The organism is Planctomycetaceae bacterium, from assembly GCA_041398785.1.
Classification (GTDB): domain Bacteria; phylum Planctomycetota; class Planctomycetia; order Planctomycetales; family Planctomycetaceae; genus JAWKUA01.
This window is the reverse complement of record JAWKUA010000039.1, coordinates 1-20,402: the sequence shown is the minus strand read 5'-3', so window position 1 is coordinate 20,402 and position 20,402 is coordinate 1. Positions and strand designations below refer to the sequence as shown.

Genomic DNA, 20,402 nt, shown 5'->3' with positions numbered 1-20,402 from the left:
GCGGTTCGCCGGGATTGCCGGAGACTGAGATTCAGGCTGCCATACTCAACATCTCGGAACGGCGGCGCGTCCGCGGTCGAATCTGAGTGAATCCGGCGTGATCGTTACCATATATTCCTGATCGATTGGGTATTTCGGTCATGGCAGAGCGTCACGACAGAAGGTCGGCTGAGAACCGGTCCCTGGGACGAGCGGTGACGGCGCGTGTGACGGCTCACGATGGCGCGCACCTGAATGCCGCGCGCGCAGACGTGCATGTCGCACGCGCGGGCCTGCCTGGCGCACGTGCGAATCGGGCTGGCGCGCGACGTGAATGCGATGGACGCGCGGGCTTGAAGTCATCGGCGATTTGCATGGCGAGCATGCTGGTCTTTCTTGGGGTGTCATGCGCGGTTTCAGCCGAAGACGCTTCGTTCTTCGATTCGGACGTGGAACCGATCCTTGCGAAGCGCTGCTACGAGTGCCATTCGCATTCGTCCGGAACGATGGAAGGCGGACTGACGCTTGATTATCGCGGCGGCTGGGAAACCGGAGGAGACCGCGGCGCGGCGATTGTTCCCGGCGATCCGGATCAAAGCCTGTTGATCCGGGCGGTGCGGCATGTCGATCCGGACCTTCGGATGCCCGAACAGAAACTTCCCGATTCGGAAATCGCCGTGCTGGTGCGCTGGGTCACGGAGGGTGCGCACGACGCGCGCGTTCAGCTTCCGTCATCGTCGGCGGATGCCGAGGCGCTGGACTGGTGGTCGCTGCGGCCTCTCATTCGTCCGGAAGTTCCCGTGGATGATGCGGCGAATCCCGTCGACGCATTCATCCTGGCGCGACTGGAACGGGAAGGTTTGCGTCCGTCGCCGGAAGCGGATCGCCGTTCGCTCATTCGCCGGCTGACGTATGACCTGCACGGGTTGATCCCCACACCGGCCGCGACGGAACAGTTCATCGCCGACAGCAGTTCCGATGCCTGGGACGCGTTGGTCAACCGGCTGCTCGATTCTCCGCACTACGGCGAACGCTGGGCGCGGCACTGGCTGGACACGGTGCATTTCGCGGATTCGCACGGGTTCGAACACGACGTGTTTCGGCCCAACGCGTGGCGGTATCGCGACTACGTGATCGACAGCTTCAATCACGACACCGCCTGGCCGCGTTTCATTCGGGAACAACTTGCCGCCGACGTGTTCTTTCCCGACAACCCGGAACTGACAGTGGCGCTGGGATTTCTGGGAGCCGGTCCGTACGACCACAGCGCCGCCAGCACGGCTCTGATGTCGTTTGAATATCTGGACCGTGACGACCTGGTGACTCAGACGATGGGAGCCTTTGTCAGCACGACGGCCAACTGTGCTCGCTGCCACGCTCACAAGTTTGATCCGATCACGCAGGCCGATTACTACGCTCTGCAGGCTGTGTTCGCGGGAATCGGCAAGGGCGACATTCCGTTTGACAATGATCCCCGCGTTGCGGCCGACCGAACTCGGTGGCAGGCGCTGATCACGGCCGCCGAACAGCGCGACGCGGCGGTGCTGCTTTCGGAAGACAACCTCGCCCGAGTCGCGGCGTGGGAACAAACGCGGCCGGCGAATTCCGTGTGGCAGCCGCTGGACGCGGACGTTTTCGTTTCCGCCGGCGGCGCGGATCTGACCAGGCTGGACGACGGGTCGATCCTGTCCGGCGGCAGGCGACCGGACAGGGACACCGTCGTTGTCACCACCACGACGACCCTGCCGGCGGTGACCGCGATCAGGCTGGACGTCCTGTGCGATGACAGCCTGCCGATGAACGGTCCCGGCCGCATGGACAACGGCAACCTGCATCTGAACGAATTCGAACTGCGGGCGTTCCGATCCGGCGAACACCAGGGGCGGCTGATCAACATTCAAAAGGCAACAGCCGACTTCAATCAGACGGACTGGTCGATCGACAAAGCGGTCGACGGCAACTCGGCGACCGCGTGGGGCATTCATCCGGCCGTGAGTGTTCCGCATCACGCCGTGTTTGAACTGACTGAACCGCTGGTCATGGACAGCGACGTTCGCCTGGCGATCACACTGCAGCAGGTTCACGGTTCCGGCCATCTGATCGGCCGATTTCGGCTGTCGGCGACGTCGGAAGAACCGGCGTCGCTGGTGGCTTTGTCGGCGGAAGCGGAAGCCGTGCTGGCGCTGCCGAGGAAGGACCGCAGTTCCGAACAGCGGTTGCTGCTGGCGTCGGAAGTGCTGCGGCAACTGGCGGAACACGAACTGCAGAAGCTTCCCGCGCCGGTGAAGGTGTACGCGGCCGCGGCGACCGCGGAGAACGAACGCGGTGTGATCACGTTTGCGGCTCCGCGCGAGATTCACCTGCTGACGCGCGGTGACATCGAAAAGCCGCGCGAGGCTGTTCCGCCGGGAGCCCTGTCGGCCGTGACGGCTCTGCCTGCGCGGTTTGAGCTGCCGTCACCAGGCGACGAATCCGCGCGGCGCGCGGCTCTGGCGAACTGGCTGGCCGATCCGAACAATCCCCTGACCTGGCGCAGCATTGCGAATCGCGTCTGGCACTATCACTTTGGCCAGGGGTTGTGCGATACGCCGAATGATTTCGGCCGCATGGGAAGTCTGCCCACGCATCCGGAACTGCTGGACTGGCTGGCCTGCGAACTGCGCGACGGCTGTGGTTCCGCCGATGACGATTCCGGATCGCAGGCCGGAAGTCTGAAACACCTGCATCGGCTGATCTGCACCAGCAGGACGTACCGGCAGTCGTCGGCCGAACGTTCGGATCTGCAGCAGGTGGATCCGGACAATCGCCTGCTGGCGCGCATGACGCGACGACGACGTGACGCCGACAGTTACCGCGACTGCGTGCTGGCGGTCAGCGGTCGGCTGGACCTGAGGATGGGAGGTCCGGGAGTCGCTCACTTCACCACAAGTCCGGGACCGCAACTGACGCCGGTGCTGGATTACGATGCCTTCGATCTGGACAGCGAAGAAGCCTCGCGCCGCAGCATTTATCGCGTCGTCTGGCGAGGCATTCCCGATCCGCTGATGGATGCCCTGGACTTTCCTGATCTGGGACTGCTGGCTCCCGTGCGGGGATCGTCGGCGTCGGCTTTGCAGTCACTGGTGCTGTTGAATCACCGCTTCGTCCTGCACCACGCCGCTCACATGGCTCGCCGAGCCGAACAGTCAGCGCCGTCGCGTGACGATCAAGTTCGCCAGGCGGTTCGCCGGGTCTGGCTGCGCGATCCGACCACTGAGGAACTGCAGAGCCTCACGAAGCTCGCCGATGAACACGGTCTGGAAGCTGTCTGCCGGCTGCTTCTGAACAGCAGTGAATTCCTGTTTGTCGAGTAACACTCATGAGTCCATTCCTCAACCCGTGGTTCTGTTCGCGGCGCGAATTGCTGACCCATTGCGGCGGCGGATTCGGAGCCGCCGTGCTGGCCTGTCTGCCGGGATTCGCGAATGCACAGAACGCTGCCGATGACGGTCCGCGGAACTCCGACCTGAACGGCGGGCTGCACCATCCAGCCAGAGTTCGCCGAGTGATTCAGCTCTTCATGAACGGCGGCGCAAGCCCGATGGATACGTTCGACTACAAGCCGGAACTGGAACGGCTGCACGGCCAGGAACTCGGTCCGAAAGTCAAGCCGGAAGGGTTCGTGGCCGAAGCCGGTGCCGTCATGAAAAGTCCGTTCCGGTTTGCTCAGCACGGCCAGTGCGGACAGTGGGTCAGCGAAATGTTTCCGCATCAGGCGAAGATCGTCGATGACCTGGCATTTCTGATGGCCATGACGACAAAGACGAATGTCCACGGACCGGCCAGCTACATGATGAACACGGGATTCACGCTGCCCGGATTTCCGTGCTGCGGAGCCTGGATCACCTACGCGCTGGGCGATCTTTCCGACAACCTTCCATCGTTTATCGTGCTGCCCGACCCGCGCGGCCTGCCTTACAACCAGAAGGCAAACTTCAGCGCGGGCTTTCTTCCGTCTCGCAATCAGGGAACCGTGGTCAACGCCGCCAGTCCGACTCCCGTTCCCAACCTGACTGCGGATCCGGCGTTTCCATTCGCCAGAGGAAATGCCGATGCGGACACCGTCTCGCTGCTGCAGAAAATCAATCGGCGGTATTCCTCGGATCGGCCTTACGATTCGCTGCTGGAAGCACGCGTCGCGGCCGGCGAACTGGCGGCAAAGATGCAGCTCAGCGCTCCGGAAGCGTTCGATCTCGCGGCGGAATCCCCGGCGACTCAAAAAGCGTACGGCATGGATAACCCCGTGACAGAAGATTTCGCCCGGCGATGTCTGCTGGCCCGGCGGCTGATCGAACGCGGCACGCGATTTGTCCAGGTCTGGAGCGGCCCGCAGGGAGCCACCAACAACTGGGACAATCATTCCAGCATTGTTGACGAACTGCCACCCATTGCCGCCAGCGTCGACCAGCCGATTGCCGCACTGGTCACAGATCTGAAATCCCGCGGCCTGCTGGAAGACACGCTGGTGATCTGGACCACGGAATTCGGACGCACGCCGTTTGCTCAGGGAAGCGTCGGCCGTGATCACAACCGGGGCTCATTCGTGACATGGCTGGCCGGAGCCGGCATCAGATCCGGAATCAGCCATGGCCGCAGCGACGACATGGGTTACCAGACAGCCGAAGGCGAAACCTGGTGCTACGACCTGCACGCCACGATGCTGCACCTGCTGGGTATCGACCACAAGCGCCTGACATTCCGAACCGCCGGCATCGACCGCCGACTAACCGACGTCCACGGCCGCGTGATCTCGGAGATTCTGTCGTAAACGTTCGGTGGTGTCGTAAGCGGAGTTGCCCGGGAAATCTTCAACTGCGACGTCCGCCTCCGCGCCCGTGGACGCCTGATTTGCCCACTGATAATGGTTGCGATAACGTACAGAAACTGAATTTTTCCGGTTGATGCACCCGGCGGGCGAAGCATTTCGGGGCCATTCCCATGCGCACTGTGACTGGAGCAATTCTGCTGTTGGTGGCCGAACAGTGCTACGCTCATTCCTGCATGATCGCGTTTCCCAATCAGGAAGCGGCCGTGCAGGTTCTGATTCCCGGAAGCATCGTGGCGCTGTTTCTGGGGACCGGGTTTCTAATCTGGGGGATTTTGACAGAACGCCGTTGCGGAGTTCCCGGTCATCGTTCGTCGGATGAACGGGCGATCGAAAGTCGGCAGACATGAACTGCCGGCAGGTGAATGTCGCGGATCGAACCGTGCGGACTGTCCTTGTCGCCGCGGCAGTCATTGGTGTCTGGCTGGTTCTGTGTCCTGCGCTTAACCCCGAAGATCTTTCTGCGGCCGTCAGTTCCGCGGCAAGGAACCTGTCGGCTCACCGTTACGACGCCGCGCTGGCGTCCGCAAATCGAGCCTTGCAGCAGTCGCCGAATTCGTCGGCAGCGCTGCTGCTGGCCGGGCATGCTGCTGCGGAGATCGCAGACTTCGATTTGTCCGATGCGATGTTAAGCAGGGTTCCGCCAGCCAGCCGTCATGCGGTTTCAGCGAAACTGCGACAAGGAACCAATCTGCTGGCGCGCGGCCGGGTCGACGAGGCGGAGCGGCATTTTCGCGACGTCCTGCAGCGGGATCCATCAAACCTGGAAGCCCATCGACGTCTCGCGTTCCTGCTGCAGGCCGAAGGACGTGTTCAGGAATCCGTCCCGTTTCTGGCGCAACTGCTGTTCCGTGGAGACTTCAGCGGGAATGAGCTGTTCATGGTCTCGTCGCCGGAACGCTACTTCCGGCTTGATCCGGCGTTACAGGATCTGCGGAATGCAGATCCGCCCGCAGATGCGCTGATTGAACTGGGACGGCTCCGCTTCGATCTGATTGAAAGCCGTGATGAAGGTGCACGCGCCGTGCTCGAAGAACTGGTTCGGCGGTATCCCCGGCTGGCGGAGCCACGGGCGCGGCTGGGTCGACTGATCGTGGATGCGGGAGATCGCGATCAGTTTCTGCGCTGGAACAATTCCGTAACGCCGGAGCACGAACAGCATCCGGAAATCTGGATGGTTCGCGGACTGCAGGCGCGGCGGGAGGGCAGATTGCCGGAGGCGGTTCGCTGCTTTCTGGAGACTTTGATTCGGTCGCCCCACTATGCCGGCGCCAACCATCAGATCAGCGGGTGCCTGTTGCAACTTGGACAGACGGATCGCGCGGCGGAGTTTTCGGCGCTGGTCCCGGTTCTGTTTCGACTTGATCAGCAACTGAATCTGCTTCAGGAAACGCCGGATTCCGCGAACTTCCGGGCCGTGACGGAACTGCTTCAGCAACTGGGTCGGCACTGGGAAGCGGCCGGCTGGGCTCACATTGCGAAACGGATTCCAGGCACCGACGTCTGGACGCGCCGAGTTCTGGAGACGGAGATTCCGCTGCTAGACGTGTCCGAAGGACTGATCGCCCGCGACGCTCAGCCGGCGCTGCGACTGAATGCCGCGAACTTCGCGCTGCCCGACTGGCCGCCAGCGTCCGACCTTCCTGAAGGCACGCCGCCGTCCGGATCTCACGACCGGCTGAGCCAATGGCGGTTCTCCGACGACGCGGCGTCTGCCGGAATCGACTTCACGTATGTTGACGGCACGACCAAACGCGACCGTATGCGACACGTCATCGAAACTCTTGGCGGCGGTGAAGGAGTAATTGATTTCGAGGGCGATGGCTGGCCGGACCTGTATGTCGCTCAGGGAACGTTCTGGCGAGCCGCCGAGCCGGAAAGCCGGCCGCTGGACCGCTTGTACCGCAGCACCGGGCGAGGAACATTCGATGACGTCACCGCAGTGGCGGGACTGTCCGAAGAATTCATGAGCCACGGCGTGTCGATCGGTGACTTTGACAGCGATGGCATGCCGGATGTGTACGTCACGAATCTCGGTCCCAACAGCCTGTTTCATAACAACGGCGACGGGACGTTTTCCAACTGGTCAGCGACGGCAGGCATCGACGGAAACGACTGGTCCGCCAGTGCCGCCATCGTCGACCTGTCGGGTGACGGACTGCCGGACGTGTTTGTTGTCAACTATCTCGACCGGGAGTACGTCATCAATCACCCCTGTGAGCGCGACGGGCTGGAAATCGGCTGCACGCCGGACGGCCTTCCGCCCGCTCGCAATCGGCTTTATCGGAATTCCGGTAACGGAACGTTTGAGGACATCAGCGAATCGTCGGGCGTAAGTTCCGCAACCGGCAACGGCCTGGGTCTGATCGTCGCCGACTTTCACAGCGAACAGCGGCTGAGCGTGTTTGTGGGAAATGACTCCACGCCCAATTTTCTGTTCCGCAACACAAACGCCCTGGATCCTGCGGAGTTTTCACTGGAACAGCAGGGGGTCGTTGCCGGCGTGGCGTTCAACGGCAACGGCAGCGCCATCGCTTCGATGGGTATCGCGGCCGGGGACGCCAACGGTGACGGCCGGCTGGATCTGTTCGTCACAACCTACATGAATGATCCGGACACGCTGTTTCTGCAGCACGAAAGCGGGGTATTTCTGGACGAAACCCGCAGGGCGCGGCTGCATCTGCCGACGGCAAACGTGCTGGGGTTCGGATCGCAGTTCATCGATGTAGACAACGACGGCTGGGAAGATCTGGTTGCCACCAACGGCCACGTCATTCCTCCTCCGCCGGACGGAGCGGATGACGAACGCGACCTGATGCCGAGTCAGGTTCTGGCCAATCTGGGTGACGGGACGTTCGCGGAAGTTTCCGCCGAAACACTTGGTCCCTTCTTTCACTTTCGCGGGCTGGGTCGCGGACTTGCAGAACTGGACTGGAACCGCGACGGCCGGCAGGACTTCTGTGTTTCCTACATTCATTCCCCGCTGACGCTGCTCAGCAATCAGACGCCGGCGCAAAATCATCGGCTGGTTATCCGGCTGATCGGTACTCAGTCAAACCGCGATGCCTTTGGCACTGTCGCCACAGTGCGCGCCGGAAACCGAACACTGATGCGACAACTGGCGGCTTCCGGCGGCTATCTGGTTTCGAACGAACGCAGGCTGTGGTTCGGGCTTGGGCGATCACCCGTGGCCGATGAACTTGTCGTTACCTGGCAAAGCGGTCGCGTGCAGCGATTCGAGAACCTGGCGGCCGATCAGGAAATCGTCCTGGTCGAAGGCCGCGATCGTCCGCTGACGGCGCGAAGTTTCGCAACCCCGTAGCAGAGCCGGTCGGAATATGTCATCCCGATGTCAGCGTGCTTTGCCGCGGAACGAGGGAGTCTGCCGGGCCAATTGCCGGAAACTCACCGCGGCGGCCAGCCGGTGAAACGTGCTGAGGCGTGCGACAGCCGAGATCTCATTCATCCGCGAGCCGCAGGGAAATCCGCATGGGCCGATTGTGTTTTCAACCGCAATCATCCCATCGGACTCAGTCACGGGCGCAACCTCATGGCATCACCGCGTCGGAAGTTTCCTGGTCAGGTTGGTGTCGGCATGCTGGCAGCGGCAACCTCCGGCGGCATCGCGCGAGCGGCGCAGTCGGATCGAGTGACCGTCGGCATCATTGGACCCGGCGGAATGGGAACATCGCATCTGAAGAATCTGGCGGGCCGCGACGATGTCGAAATCGCGTGGGTCTGCGACGTGGATCGGAACCGGCTGGAAAAAGCGGCCGCTCATGTTCAGGACACCACCGGGAAGCGTCCGCAATCATCCGGCGATCTCCGGCACGTGCTGGACGACAAACGCGTCGATGCGGTCTTCATTGCGACGCCGGATCACTGGCACGGTCCCGCGTCGATCCTGGCGCTGGATGCCGGCAAGCATGTGTACGTGGAGAAACCCTGTTGTCACAACATTCGCGAAGGTCGCCTGATGACCGACGCCGTGGCACGCACCGGTCGGCTGCTGCAGGTCGGCACGCAAAGTCGAAGCACCGATTGCGTGCGTGAAGCGATTCAGCGGGTTCACGAAGGCCAGATCGGCGAGGTCCTGGTCGCCAAGGCATGGAACAGCCAGCGCCGCGGTTCCATCGGACATGTGCAGCCTTCGGCGGTTCCTGAGGAACTCGATTTCGACACCTGGGTCGGACCGGCGAAGATGGTTCCGTACCAGAAGAACCTGCTGCACAGCGTGTGGCGGTGGTGGTACGACTTCGGTTGCGGCGACATCGGCAATGACGGCGTCCACGACATCGACGTCGCGCTGTGGGGACTGGCCGTGCAACAGCATCCGGAACGTGTGGCATGTTTCGGCGGCAAGTATTTCTTCGACGACGATCAGCAGTTTCCCGATACGCAGTACGCGGTCTTCGAATACGCCCCCGGCGCGGACGGCAAGCGCAGGCAATTTGTGTTCGAGCAGCGCATCTGGAGCCCCTACGTTCAGGAAGGCTACGAAAACGGAGCGGCCTGGTACGGGACAAACGGAATGCTGATCTGCGGACACACCGTCGGCTGGCGGCTGTATGGGCCGAAAAATCAGCTCATCGCCGAACGCAGCGGGGCGGCTGACCTGGTCGCTCACCACAACAACTTCCTGGACGCCATTCGCGGCGACGCGCCGCTGCACGCGGACATTCAGGCCGGACACCTGGCGGCAACCGTCGTTCACCTGGCCAACATCGCCGCGCGGACCGGTCGCGTGCTGCAGTTCGACAGTACGAACGAACAGATTTCCGGTGACGACGAAGCCAGCGCACTGGTGCGTCGCACATATCGCGACGACCACTGGGCAACCCCCCGCGGCGCTTCAGCGTGAGCCTCTGCGCACGTGACCCGATCGTTCCCGTCTGTTGTCCGAAACGTGATGCCGTTTCGAAGCCAGGGCGCTGCGTGTCTGACGGTCCGCACGGACGGCGACTCGTCAGATGACCTTGCGTGCTGCGGTGCATGGGGCCTACCTTTCGCGGACGGTATCAGTTTCATCACCTGTGAAAGCGTTCCAGGGTGGTCATGATTCGCTGTTTGCATCGCAACTGTGGCCTGTTGTTTTCGGCAATCGTCCGGGCGTGCGTGCTGTGCACATCGGCTACGTTCATCACGGCTGCCGAATCGGAGCCTGTGGCACCGGCATCCGATATCACCACCGTTGAAACAGCGGATCGCAGGTGGACAGAAGCCGACGAGCTGGCGTTTCGTGACGCCTATCAGCAGCGGCTGGATTCCGGCACTCTGAAGGTCGGCCGGTTTCCGCTGCGGTCGGACGGCCCGAAGACCTTCGATCCCGTACGCGGCTCCAGCGTCTATGAAAACCGCTGCATCAGTCAGGTCTACGAACCGCTGCTGCAATACAAGTATCTGGTGCGACCCTTTGAGCTGGAACCGCTGCTGCTGCAGGAGATGCCTCAAACGGACGACAACATCACGTACCGCTTCACGCTGAAAAAGGGAATCCGGTTTCAGGATGACCCGTGCTTTCCCGACGGAATCGGCCGCGAACTGATAGCGTCCGACGTGTTTTATTCCTGGAAGCGAATCGCCGACAGGAACACGGAATCCAAGTCGTGGTGGCTGATGGAAAACACGATCCTGGGGTTCGACGAGTACCGCGACATTCAGAACGAAGCAGACAGGTTTGACTACAACGCTCCCGTTACCGGCATGAGAATCATAGATGACCATCATTTTGAAGTCGAACTAATTCGGCCTGTCAGCCGCTTTCTGTGGACTCTGGCGATGTTCCAGACAGCCATCGTCCCGCGTGAAGCCGTGGAGTTCTATGGCGAAAAATTCGTACGGCATCCCGTGGGAACAGGTCCCTACCTGATGAAGGACGGTGACTGGAAGGTTGGTGTCAGCATTACGTATCGCCGAAACCCGAATTACCACCAGTGCTTTTATCCGCTGGAACATATGCCCGAAGATGTCGCGGCCGGGCGAACTCAGGCGGCCGGGCGGCGGCTGCCGTTTCTGGATGAAATTCACGTAATCTTCTTTGTTCAGGACCAGCCCGGCTGGCTGGTCTTTCGCAGCGGCGGTCTCGACTATAGCCAGGTGCCGGCCGAGAACTATCCAGAAGCCTTCAATCCGCGCACTCACGAACTGCGCCGATCCATGAAGGACAGCGGCATCACCGGCTACAAGGTGAGACTGCTGGACTTCATCTTCAAGGGCTTCAATATGGACGACGAACTGCTGGGAGGCTACACCCCGCAAAAGAAGGCTCTGCGCCAGGCCATCTGCCTGGCTCAGGACTGGGATGAAGTCAACCAGTCATTCTACAACGGTCTGAATGTCGTCTATGACGGTCCGATTCCGCCGGGAATGGCCGGACACCCGCCGAATGGTGCTGCCCCGGTTTCATTTCGAGGACCTGACCTGGAACGCGTGCGGGAATTACTGGAAGAGGCCGGTTATCCGAACGGCAGGGGTCTGCCGGTGATTGACTACTACGTCGCACGCGGTCGCAATTATGCGGAACAGACGGAAATGCTGAAAAAGCAACTGTCCAGGGTCAATATCCGCATTCGCGAACACCTGGTGGACTTTTCCACGCTGATGCAGACCGTCGACCGCAAACAGGCACCTTTTTTTTCGTTCGCCTGGGGATCCGACTATCCGGACGCGGAAAACAATCTGGCGCTGTTCTACGGGCCCTATGAATCACCGGGCAGCAATCATTTCAATTACCAGAATCCTGACTATGACAGGTTGTACGAACAGATTCTCAGCATGTCGCCGTCAGAAGAACGAACAGAAATCTGCCGCAGGATGCGGGACATGGTTCTGGAAGACTGTCCCTGTGCCGGGTCCATGGCCAGAACCCGGTTCTACGTGGTGCGCCCACATCTGAAGAATATGAAACCCGTGGAAGTGTTTGACAACTGGTACAAGTATCTGGACATCGACGAATCCCTGCGGTGATCCGTGTGTCCGCCTGTGTTCCGCGAAGCCATATTGTTCTAAAGCCCTGACCACTCGTCGAAAGCAGCTCCATGTGGGCCTATGTATTCCGACGGATTCTGTACAATATCCCCGTGTATCTGGGGATCATTCTGCTTGTCATGCTGGCGCTGCGCGTCAATGACCCCGTCTATCAGTACCTGGGCAAGAACGCCTCACAGGAAGAGATTCACGACAAGCGGAAGGCCATGGGCCTGGACAGACCGTTTATCGTTCAATACGCCCTGTTTGTCGGGCGCGTGGTGACGCTGTCATTCGATGAAGAGAGCTGGGATTACCCGGGATTTGAAGTCGGCGAACTGCTTCGTGACGCTGTCGGTCCCAGTCTGGCCATCACCCTGCCGGCTCTGGTCATCACAACGCTGCTGTCGATATCGGTGGCGATCCTGTCCGCCTGGTATCGCGGTCGCTGGCCCGACCGCACGCTGATGGTGACTGCGGTGTTCGGGATGAGCATCAGTTTTCTGGCCTATGTAATTCTGGGTCAGTATTTCGGAGCCTTCGAACTGAAGCGGATCATGGGACGGGAGGTATTCGCCATCCACGGCTACGATGTCAACAGGGACACGACCGTTTCCGATTATCTGTTTCGCGTCTGGCCTCAATACTGCCTGCTTCCCGTGCTGATCAATGTGGTCGTGGCGATGGGCTATGACACTCGCTTCTATCGGGCTGTCATGGTTGAAGAAACGGGGCGCGACTACATCACCACGGCGGTGGCCAAGGGTGTCGGGCGTCTTCGGCTGATGTTTGTTCACATGCTGAAGAACGCGATGATTCCGATCATCACGCGAGTGGTCATCACGCTGCCGTTTCTTATCACCGGCAGCTTTCTGCTGGAAACCTATTTCGGAATCCCGGGCATGGGACTGCGTCTGATTCTGGCAGTGGAACACAATGATTTTCCCGTGATTCAGGCGTTTACCGCGATCTTTGCCGGGATCTACATCGCCAGCAATGTGCTGACCGATGTTCTTTACGCACTTGTGGACCCCCGTGTGAGGTTGTCATGACGCGGGAGTCCGCATATCGGCGGTTTCAGCGGCGTTTTCTGCGACACAAGCTGGCCGTGGCATCGCTATTCGTGATTCTTGTTTACTTCGCAGTGGCGGTGCTGTTGCTGATCGGCTGGCCGGTGAACGAAGAAGCGGCAACGGCAAGGTTCGGCCCGATGCATGTGCCGGGGTTTTACATCACGCCGCCCGCGGAAGATCGGTTGATGAAAGCCGAGTGGTGGATTCAATACATCGACAGCGCCCTGAAGAAACCCGACCCTCAAAAGGCAATCCAGGATCTTCAACGCGTGGGGTACCGTCGTCCCGCGGAACTTTCAGTGGCGGAATTCACGCAAAGAACGGAACGGAGTTTCGCGGTACTGGATGCACTGGATCGGAAGCTGGGTGACGAACAGTTTTCGGATGAGTCACTGACTGCCGAAATTCAGGCGCTGGAGTCGGAAGTCGATCGCCTGTACGAACCGCTGGAGTCGCTCGATGCGTTCCGGCAGTCAGCGGCGCTGCTGCTGGGCACCGATCGCCAGGGACGATCGATCTTCTTTCGAGCGGTCTATGCGATTCAGATTGCTGTGATGGTCGGTGCGGTCACGGGACTGGCTTCGGTCGCGATCGGAACAGTGCTGGGAATGGCCGCAGGACTCTGGGGCGGATGGGTCGATGGGCTTGTCACCTGGCTGTACACCACACTGGCTTCCATACCGAATCTGGTGCTGCTGATCCTGCTGGCTCACGTGTTTTCCGGTACTGCGATTGACGACCGTCTGAACCGGTGGACGAGCGAACGGTTCTCCGACTGGATGGGCGGCAGGCTGATTGGAGACACCCTGTTTCCGGTGTATGTGGCGTTTATCGCGACGTTCTGGATCGGACCGTGCCGCGTGATTCGCGGTGAGACTTTGAAGATCCGCGAACTGGAATACGTCCAGGCGGCAACCGTCATGGGATTCGGCCGGCTGCGGATCCTGTTTCGTCACGTGCTGCCCAATGTCGCCTACCTGATGCTGATCAATTTTTCTCTGCTGTTCATCGGGGCGATTAAGTCGGAAGTCATTCTCAGCTTTCTGGGGCTGGGTGTGAAAAACGTTCCCAGCTGGGGAACAATGATCAGCAATTCGGGCTACGAAGTGATCAACGGTTTCTTCTGGCAGATCGGCGCAGCGACGGTGTTCATGCTGGTTCTGGTGCTGGCGTTCAACATCGTTTCCGACGCTCTGCAGGATGTGTTCGACCCGCGGCATGTTTAGAACCGGACAGTCGCTGTGTGTCACAGTTGTCCGACATCACAGTCCACCGGCCTTTGGTCTCGCGAACTCTTGAAATGACTTCAGCTTCCGCCGGCAGCATTGCCAATTCCCGACACGCGAACCAGGCTTCCGGCGGCGTTGCGCTATCTGTGCGAAATCTGACGACGCGGTTCCGTACCGATCGCGGACTGATCACCGCCGTCAGCAATGTTTCCTTCGATTTGTTTCGCGGTGAGTCGCTGGGAATCGTGGGAGAAAGCGGTTGCGGGAAATCCGTCACGTGCAAATCCGTCATGCGCCTGCTTCCGGAACACGTCACGGTCTACGATCAGGAGAGTCAGGTGCTGCTGGACGGCGAGAACCTGCTTGGGCTCAGCGACCGGCGGATGCGCGACCTGAGAGGCAACCGCATCGCGATGATTTTTCAGGAACCGATGACGGCGCTGAACCCGGTGTTCACGATTGGCTGGCAACTTGATGAAGCTCTGCGTTATCACACCCGGCTGAACCGCCGGCAGCGGCGCGAGCGGGTGCTGGAACTGCTGGACATGGTCGAAATTCCGTCGCCCGCGAATCGATACCGCGACTATCCGCATCAGTTGTCGGGCGGGATGAGGCAGCGCGTGATGATCGCGATGGCGCTGGCCTGTGAACCGAAGATTCTGATTGCTGACGAACCCACCACCGCGCTGGATGTCACGATTCAGGCTCAGATTCTGAAGCTGATGAACGACCTTCGCCAGCGGACCGGTACGTCGGTCATGCTGATTACGCATGACATGGGCGTCGTCGCCCAGACGTGTGATCGTGTTGTTGTGATGTACGCCGGACAGGTCGTGGAACAGGCTCCCGTGATGGACCTGTTCCACAATCCGGCGCACCCGTATACAAAGGCGCTACTGGATTCCATTCCCCGTTCCGGCGGCCGAAGGAAGGGTCAGCGGCTGGCGACGATTCCGGGACTTGTTCCGGCACTGACCAGCATGCCCGCGGCGTGCCGTTTTGCTGACCGCTGCCCGCTGTGCCAGGCCCGCTGCGAATCTGAAATGCCGCTGCTGGAACGACTCGCCGATCGCAGGACGGTTCGGTGTCACTTTCCGGTACACAAAGACCGCCGGCCAACCGGCTGACTCGCCGCCGCGTCGTCGTTCATTCCGCTGAAGAAAAGGAAACCGTTCTCTTGTCGTATATCGAAGTTCGAGATCTGGTGAAGCACTTTCCGGTCCACGGAGGCGTCCTGAACAAAGTTGTGAACACGGTTCAGGCCGTGTCCGGCGTCAGCCTGCAGATTGAAAAGGAGAAACTCTGGGCGTCATCGGCGAATCCGGGTGCGGCAAATCGACGCTCGGCAAGATGATGATCCGGCTCATCGAACCAACCAGCGGGTCGATTCGTTTTGACGGCTTCGAGATCACACGATTCAGTCATCGCCACCTGATGCCCATTAGGCGGCGGATGCAGTTTGTCTTTCAGGATCCCTACTCGTCCCTGAATCCGCGGATGACGGCGGGGCAGATGCTGAGCGAAGTGATTCGCTTTCACGACATCGTGTCGCGATCGGCGACGCAAAGCTATGTGGAGGAACTTCTGGAAACCGTGCGGCTTCAGAAGGACGCGAAGGATCACTACCCGCATGAGTTTTCCGGCGGTCAGCGGCAGCGGCTTAACATTGCGCGGGCTCTGGCGGTGAAGCCGGAATTCCTGATTGCCGACGAACCGGTTTCCGCGCTGGATGTGTCCGTGCAGGCGCAGATTCTGAATCTGCTGATGGACCTGCGGGAGCAGTTTCACCTGACCATCATGTTCATCTCTCACGACCTGAAAGTCGTGGAACACTTTTGCGATCGCATGATGGTGATGTACCTGGGAACCGTGGCTGAGGAACTCGCGTGCGACGACATTCATCGCGACGCAAAGCATCCCTACACACAGGCACTGCTGAAATCCAACCCCATCAACGACCCGGCGGAACGCAGGGAAGAGTTCATGCTGGAGGGTGAGATTCCCAGCGCGATGCATCCGCCAATCGGATGCCCGTTCGTGACGCGCTGCAGCATTGCTGAACATCAGTGCCACCTGCGGCGTCCGCCGCTGATTGTCCATCCGAACAATCAGCGCGTCGCGTGCTGGGCGATCGAACCCGAACCTGCGGCGATCACCGGCGGCTCGCAATGACCGCAGGAATGCCGACGACGGGAAGGACGGAGTTGCCGCCGGGTCCCAGTCTGTCGACTTGCTCTACTCTTCCACCGCAGCTGCAGCGACAACGCGCACGTAGTCCACCGCCGCCATGTAGGCCTTCACTGCCTGCGGGTTGGCTCCGGTGATTTCCAGAGTCAGCCGGTGCGCACCTTTCTTCAGTTCCAGGCCGCGGTAGGTCAGGACTCCCGTTGTGATCACGTCCGGGTTGTTGAAGCAGTCGACGCCGGCGTCCAGAACTTTGTCGTCCAGCGACAGACTGACAACGCCGTAGTCGCGGGCTTTCGTGAGCACGATTTCCAGGTCGTAGGTTCCGTCGCTGGAGACGGGAACTTCCAGCGACAGACGATCGCCGGGTTTGGCTCCCGTCCACCACAACTGATCGTTGCCGCTCCACTTATCCTTCGGGAAGCCGCCCATTCCCTGGCTGGCAGCGCTGCCGGCAGTCTTTTCGATGATCTTCATGCCTTCGCCTTCGATCGCTCCGGGAACTTTGCCCGTTGCTTTTTCGATTGGTGACGGCGGGCCGGACATGGCGACTTGCGTCTCGCTGCCCAGGTACGCGATCAGGTCGCGAGCTTCCGCAAACGTCATCGCGTCAAGCTGGCGATCGGGCATCATCGACACGTCGGACAGGAATTTTTCTTCGATATCCTTCAGCGGCACGACCACTTTGTCGTTGATCGTCTGGATCGTGACGGCGCTGTCGGATTCCTGTTTGACCAGGCCGCTGACGACTCGACCGTCGTCCAGAACCAGCACGGTCATGCGGTAGTCGCGGCCGATGACGGCACTGGGGTCCAGAACGTTGTGCAGAATGTAGTCCAGGTTGGCTCGGTTGGAACCAGTGATGTCCGGGCCGATTTCGCCTCCTTCGCCGAACAGCCGGTGACAGTTCTGACAGGTTTTGTTGAACAGCCGCCGGCCGTTGCCAAGGTGAGCACTCTGAATCACGTCGGGAGTCAGCTTTGCAGTCCAGTCCGCGATCAACTGCTGCCGATCAGCGCTGGATTCACGGATTTCGCCCCAGTGCTGTTTCAGCAGGTCGTTGATGCCGGAATTGTTGAACGACAGGATCTGCCGCACGTGATACGCGTGCAGGTCCGCTGACGGAACATGGCCGGTTCCGATCGCGTTCAGCAAATCCGTGGTCCACGCCGGCCGAGAAACCAGCGTGCTGATGACGTCTTTGCGTGTTTCTTCGTCGAAGTCGGAATAACGATTCAGCAGCGTTTCTGAAACGCGTTCATTGCCGAGCGTACTGAGTGCCTTCACGGCGGACGATCGCAGCGTTTCGTTGTTCAGAACGGCATCGGACAGCAAGACGGAAGCCGACGCCTTGTCCTGGCCTCGCACCAGCACGTTCAGAGCCTGCTGACGCCGTTCAACATCCTGCGACGAATCGGCCAGCAGATCGCGCATGCGCGGGAAGACTCGCTGATCGCCGAACAGAATGGCCAGTTGATCGGCTTTGTCGCGAATGGTCTGCTGGTCGCTCTTCGCCAGTTTGTCGTAGGCCGTGTTCCATGCCTGAGGCATCGGAATTCCGACTCGGCCTTCAAACGAGGCCAGCATTTCGTCCATGACAAGCTGCTGCATGTCGGGGGTTGGTGTCTTGCCGAGAAGCTCGACAACCGGCGAGATCGTAGCGTCGGACTCGGACGCTCGGCGAATGATGTAGCGAGTGACGAGCGGAATTTTCGACTTCTGAGCCAGCTCCATCGCCCGCGGCGGGTCGGCGGGAACCAGCGGTTCGATGGCGTACCAATACATCAGCGGCAGGTTGTGGTCATCGGCGTCTTCGGCGTGAGCGAGCAGCCGCTTCGGCAATCTTCCAGCGGAGATGAACAGGAATTTTCTGCAGGGCTGATGCCGCGACAAGTCGGGTGCGAGCAATGCTGCTTCCTGCAAGACGTGTCACCATTTCAATCGTTTGATCGGTGTCTGGTCGCGTTTCCGTTGCAAGCCACGCGAGCAGTGCCGTGAACTCGGTGTCCTTTGACGCGTCATTCAAGCCGTGCACCAGTTTGAGCTGTTCTATGTCTAGCCGCTCTCGGGCGGCTACATCGAGACGTCCCTCGTACAGCACGTTAATCAGCCAGAAGAACCGATACACGTTTCGACCATACTTTGGGTGGAGCGGGATCTCATCAATTGCGCCTTCTGTCACATGACTACGGCCAATGAAATCGGAAAGTGGCACTGTTAGTTCGCGATGTGCTTCGGCTTCTGTTTCTGGCAACCCTCGTTCCTGCAACAGCCTGCGCGACATTCGGACAAACCACTCATTGTCGTGTAGCTGCAATTCCACCAGTTCGGCGCGGCTCATCGCACCGAGATTCACGCGTTCCGGTTTTCGGTCACCGTAGACGATGCGGTAGATGCGACCGTTCGTGCGGTCCCAGATTTCCGGGTTGGTGCGGTGGCACGCGTTCTTGTCGTACCAGTCGATCAGGTACACCGAACCGTCCGGCGCGTACTTCAGGTTGATGCCGCGGAACCAGCGGTCATTCGCCTTCAGGAAATCCTTGTCGTGACGCCCGACATAGCCGGAGCCATTTGGTTCCAGAATGTCGCAGTTGACTCGGTTGCCGTGGATGTTGTTGAAGTACAGCTTGCCGCGGTATTCCTCCGGCCAGTTGTCGCCGAGGTAAATCATCGCTCCGCAGTGAGCATGCCCGCCGCCGGCTGCGTCGACGGAGGCGTTGATGCCGGGTTCATGGCCCCACCATGCGTGATCGCGGATGTTGCCGGTGTAGTGAGCGTGGTCGGCGATCGTCTTGATGTCGTCGTAGGTGTACTTGTTGAAATGCTGGCCGCCCTGCCGCTGATAGCGGCCTCCCGGAATGATGTGCCACAGATGAGGAATCACGCAGGCCGTGATGAATGCGTCGCCTTTTTCGTTGAAGTCGACTCCCCACGGATTGCTGGTACCGTGAGCGAACACTTCGAATTCGTGTCGCTGCGGATGATACCGCCAGACTCCGGCGTTAAGCGGCGTGCGTTCGTCGTCAGGCGTTCCCGGCTTGCCGACGCGGGAATGCGTGAAAACACCGTGGCAGCCGTACAGCCAGCCGTCCGGTCCCCAGATAAAGGCATTCAGAGTTTCGTGAGTGTCGTGCCAGCCGAATCCGTCGAGCAGCACAGTGGTTCCGGCGGGAACGTCTTTGGGAAACTGCACGTCCGGCGTTTGCCAGTCAGCGGCGGGCGAATCCGGTTTGTCGTCTGCGTCAGCGTCGGGAATGAACAGCAGGTACGGAGCCGCTCCGACGTAGACTCCGCCGAAGCCGACTTCCAGGCCGCTGACCAGATTCAATCCTTCGATGAAGACCTTTCGCGTGTCGAAGTCGCCGTCCAGGTCGGTGTCTTCCAGAATCACGATCTTGTCCTTGCCCTGACCCTGTTCGGCGCGATTCGGGTAGGTGTATGCTTCGGCGAGCCACAGTCGGCCGCGATCGTCGAATGTGAACGCGATCGGCTGATGGACCATCGGTTCTCCAGCGGCAAGTTGCACGTGAAAGCCGGGCGGCACGGTCATGTGAGCCGCTGCTTCTTCCGGAGACAGCCCGTCGGCGAGTTCCCGGCGAGGCATCGGCTGAGCGGCTTCCCATTCGGCCTTCGTGACTTCACGGCGCGAATGAGTCAGCACGTGAGTTCCCTTCATGCCTCCGGCGACGATATCGATCAGATCGTCGTTGTTGATGTCGCCGACGAACAGTCCTCGACCAATGCCGGAATCGTCATCGGCCTGGTGAGGAATCCACTGCACCGGATCGTCGGAATGATCTCCGCGGCGCAGTTCGAACCAATACACGACAGCTCCGGCATCCCACATCGGACTTTGTGTGTGGTGCGACCAATACGTCTTGCCCGTGACGACGTCCTGCAATCCGTCGCCGTTGATGTCAGCGAGTTGCACGGCATGCAGTTCGGAAAACACGACGCCAAATTCGTTATCTTCCGGCTTGTCGCCCATAATCAGGTGCTGAGTGAACTGAATCTCGCCGTCCTTCGTGCCCGTGTTTTCGTACCATGCCAGCCCGAATTCGTGAGCATTCAGCGACGTGATGACGTCGTGGTCTCCGTCACCGTCGA

The 20,402-nt window shown here is 60.2% G+C and carries 13 protein-coding genes; 11 read left to right on the top strand and 2 right to left on the bottom strand.

Annotated elements, in window-relative coordinates:
* Window positions 1-353: 353 nt before the first annotated feature.
* The 11 genes from R3C19_25925 to R3C19_25875 all read left to right on the top strand — a co-directional run bounded on the left by R3C19_25925 (window position 354) and on the right by R3C19_25875 (window position 16,283).
* Window positions 354-3,332: a PSD1 and planctomycete cytochrome C domain-containing protein gene (locus tag R3C19_25925; protein MEZ6063802.1), complete on the top strand. Its 2,979-nt coding sequence runs from the start codon at window positions 354-356 to the stop codon at window positions 3,330-3,332.
* A gap of 5 nt (window positions 3,333-3,337) precedes the next feature.
* Window positions 3,338-4,786: a DUF1501 domain-containing protein gene (locus tag R3C19_25920; GenBank protein ID MEZ6063801.1), complete on the top strand. Its 1,449-nt coding sequence runs from the start codon at window positions 3,338-3,340 to the stop codon at window positions 4,784-4,786.
* A 170-nt stretch (window positions 4,787-4,956) separates the two neighbouring features.
* Window positions 4,957-5,193 (top strand): hypothetical protein, encoded by a 237-nt coding sequence (locus R3C19_25915; GenBank protein MEZ6063800.1) that lies wholly within the window; start codon window positions 4,957-4,959, stop codon window positions 5,191-5,193.
* Between the two features lie 32 nt (window positions 5,194-5,225).
* Entirely contained in the window at window positions 5,226-8,165 is a 2,940-nt protein-coding gene (locus R3C19_25910) for an FG-GAP-like repeat-containing protein (GenBank protein MEZ6063799.1), read from the top strand.
* A 228-nt stretch (window positions 8,166-8,393) separates the two neighbouring features.
* Window positions 8,394-9,704 (top strand): Gfo/Idh/MocA family oxidoreductase, encoded by a 1,311-nt coding sequence (locus R3C19_25905; protein MEZ6063798.1) that lies wholly within the window; start codon window positions 8,394-8,396, stop codon window positions 9,702-9,704.
* Between the two features lie 302 nt (window positions 9,705-10,006).
* Complete coding sequence (locus R3C19_25900) at window positions 10,007-11,809, top strand: ABC transporter substrate-binding protein (GenBank protein ID MEZ6063797.1); 1,803 nt, start codon at window positions 10,007-10,009, stop codon at window positions 11,807-11,809.
* Between the two features lie 71 nt (window positions 11,810-11,880).
* Window positions 11,881-12,861 (top strand): ABC transporter permease, encoded by a 981-nt coding sequence (locus R3C19_25895; protein ID MEZ6063796.1) that lies wholly within the window; start codon window positions 11,881-11,883, stop codon window positions 12,859-12,861.
* Complete coding sequence (locus R3C19_25890) at window positions 12,858-14,108, top strand: ABC transporter permease (GenBank protein ID MEZ6063795.1); 1,251 nt, start codon at window positions 12,858-12,860, stop codon at window positions 14,106-14,108. The genes R3C19_25895 and R3C19_25890 overlap by 4 nt, the downstream gene beginning before the upstream one ends.
* A gap of 74 nt (window positions 14,109-14,182) precedes the next feature.
* The gene (locus tag R3C19_25885; protein ID MEZ6063794.1) at window positions 14,183-15,238 is read left to right on the top strand and encodes an ABC transporter ATP-binding protein; all 1,056 of its coding nucleotides are present in this window, start codon (window positions 14,183-14,185) and stop codon (window positions 15,236-15,238) included.
* Window positions 15,239-15,288: 50 nt separating this feature from the next.
* Window positions 15,289-15,465 carry a hypothetical protein gene (locus R3C19_25880; protein ID MEZ6063793.1) on the top strand — a complete coding sequence of 59 codons (177 nt, stop codon included), beginning with the start codon at window positions 15,289-15,291 and terminating at the stop codon, window positions 15,463-15,465.
* Complete coding sequence (locus tag R3C19_25875) at window positions 15,462-16,283, top strand: ATP-binding cassette domain-containing protein (GenBank protein ID MEZ6063792.1); 822 nt, start codon at window positions 15,462-15,464, stop codon at window positions 16,281-16,283. The genes R3C19_25880 and R3C19_25875 overlap by 4 nt, the downstream gene beginning before the upstream one ends.
* A 63-nt stretch (window positions 16,284-16,346) precedes the next feature.
* Here R3C19_25875 and R3C19_25870 read toward each other — a convergent pair whose 3' ends face one another.
* Together R3C19_25870 and R3C19_25865 are read right to left on the bottom strand one after the other, a co-directional pair.
* Complete coding sequence (locus R3C19_25870) at window positions 16,347-18,137, bottom strand: c-type cytochrome (GenBank protein ID MEZ6063791.1); 1,791 nt, start codon at window positions 18,135-18,137, stop codon at window positions 16,347-16,349.
* Window positions 18,097-20,402 (bottom strand): hypothetical protein (locus tag R3C19_25865; GenBank protein ID MEZ6063790.1); only part of this gene is annotated, 2,306 nt, incomplete at its 5' end. The genes R3C19_25865 and R3C19_25870, both read right to left, overlap by 41 nt.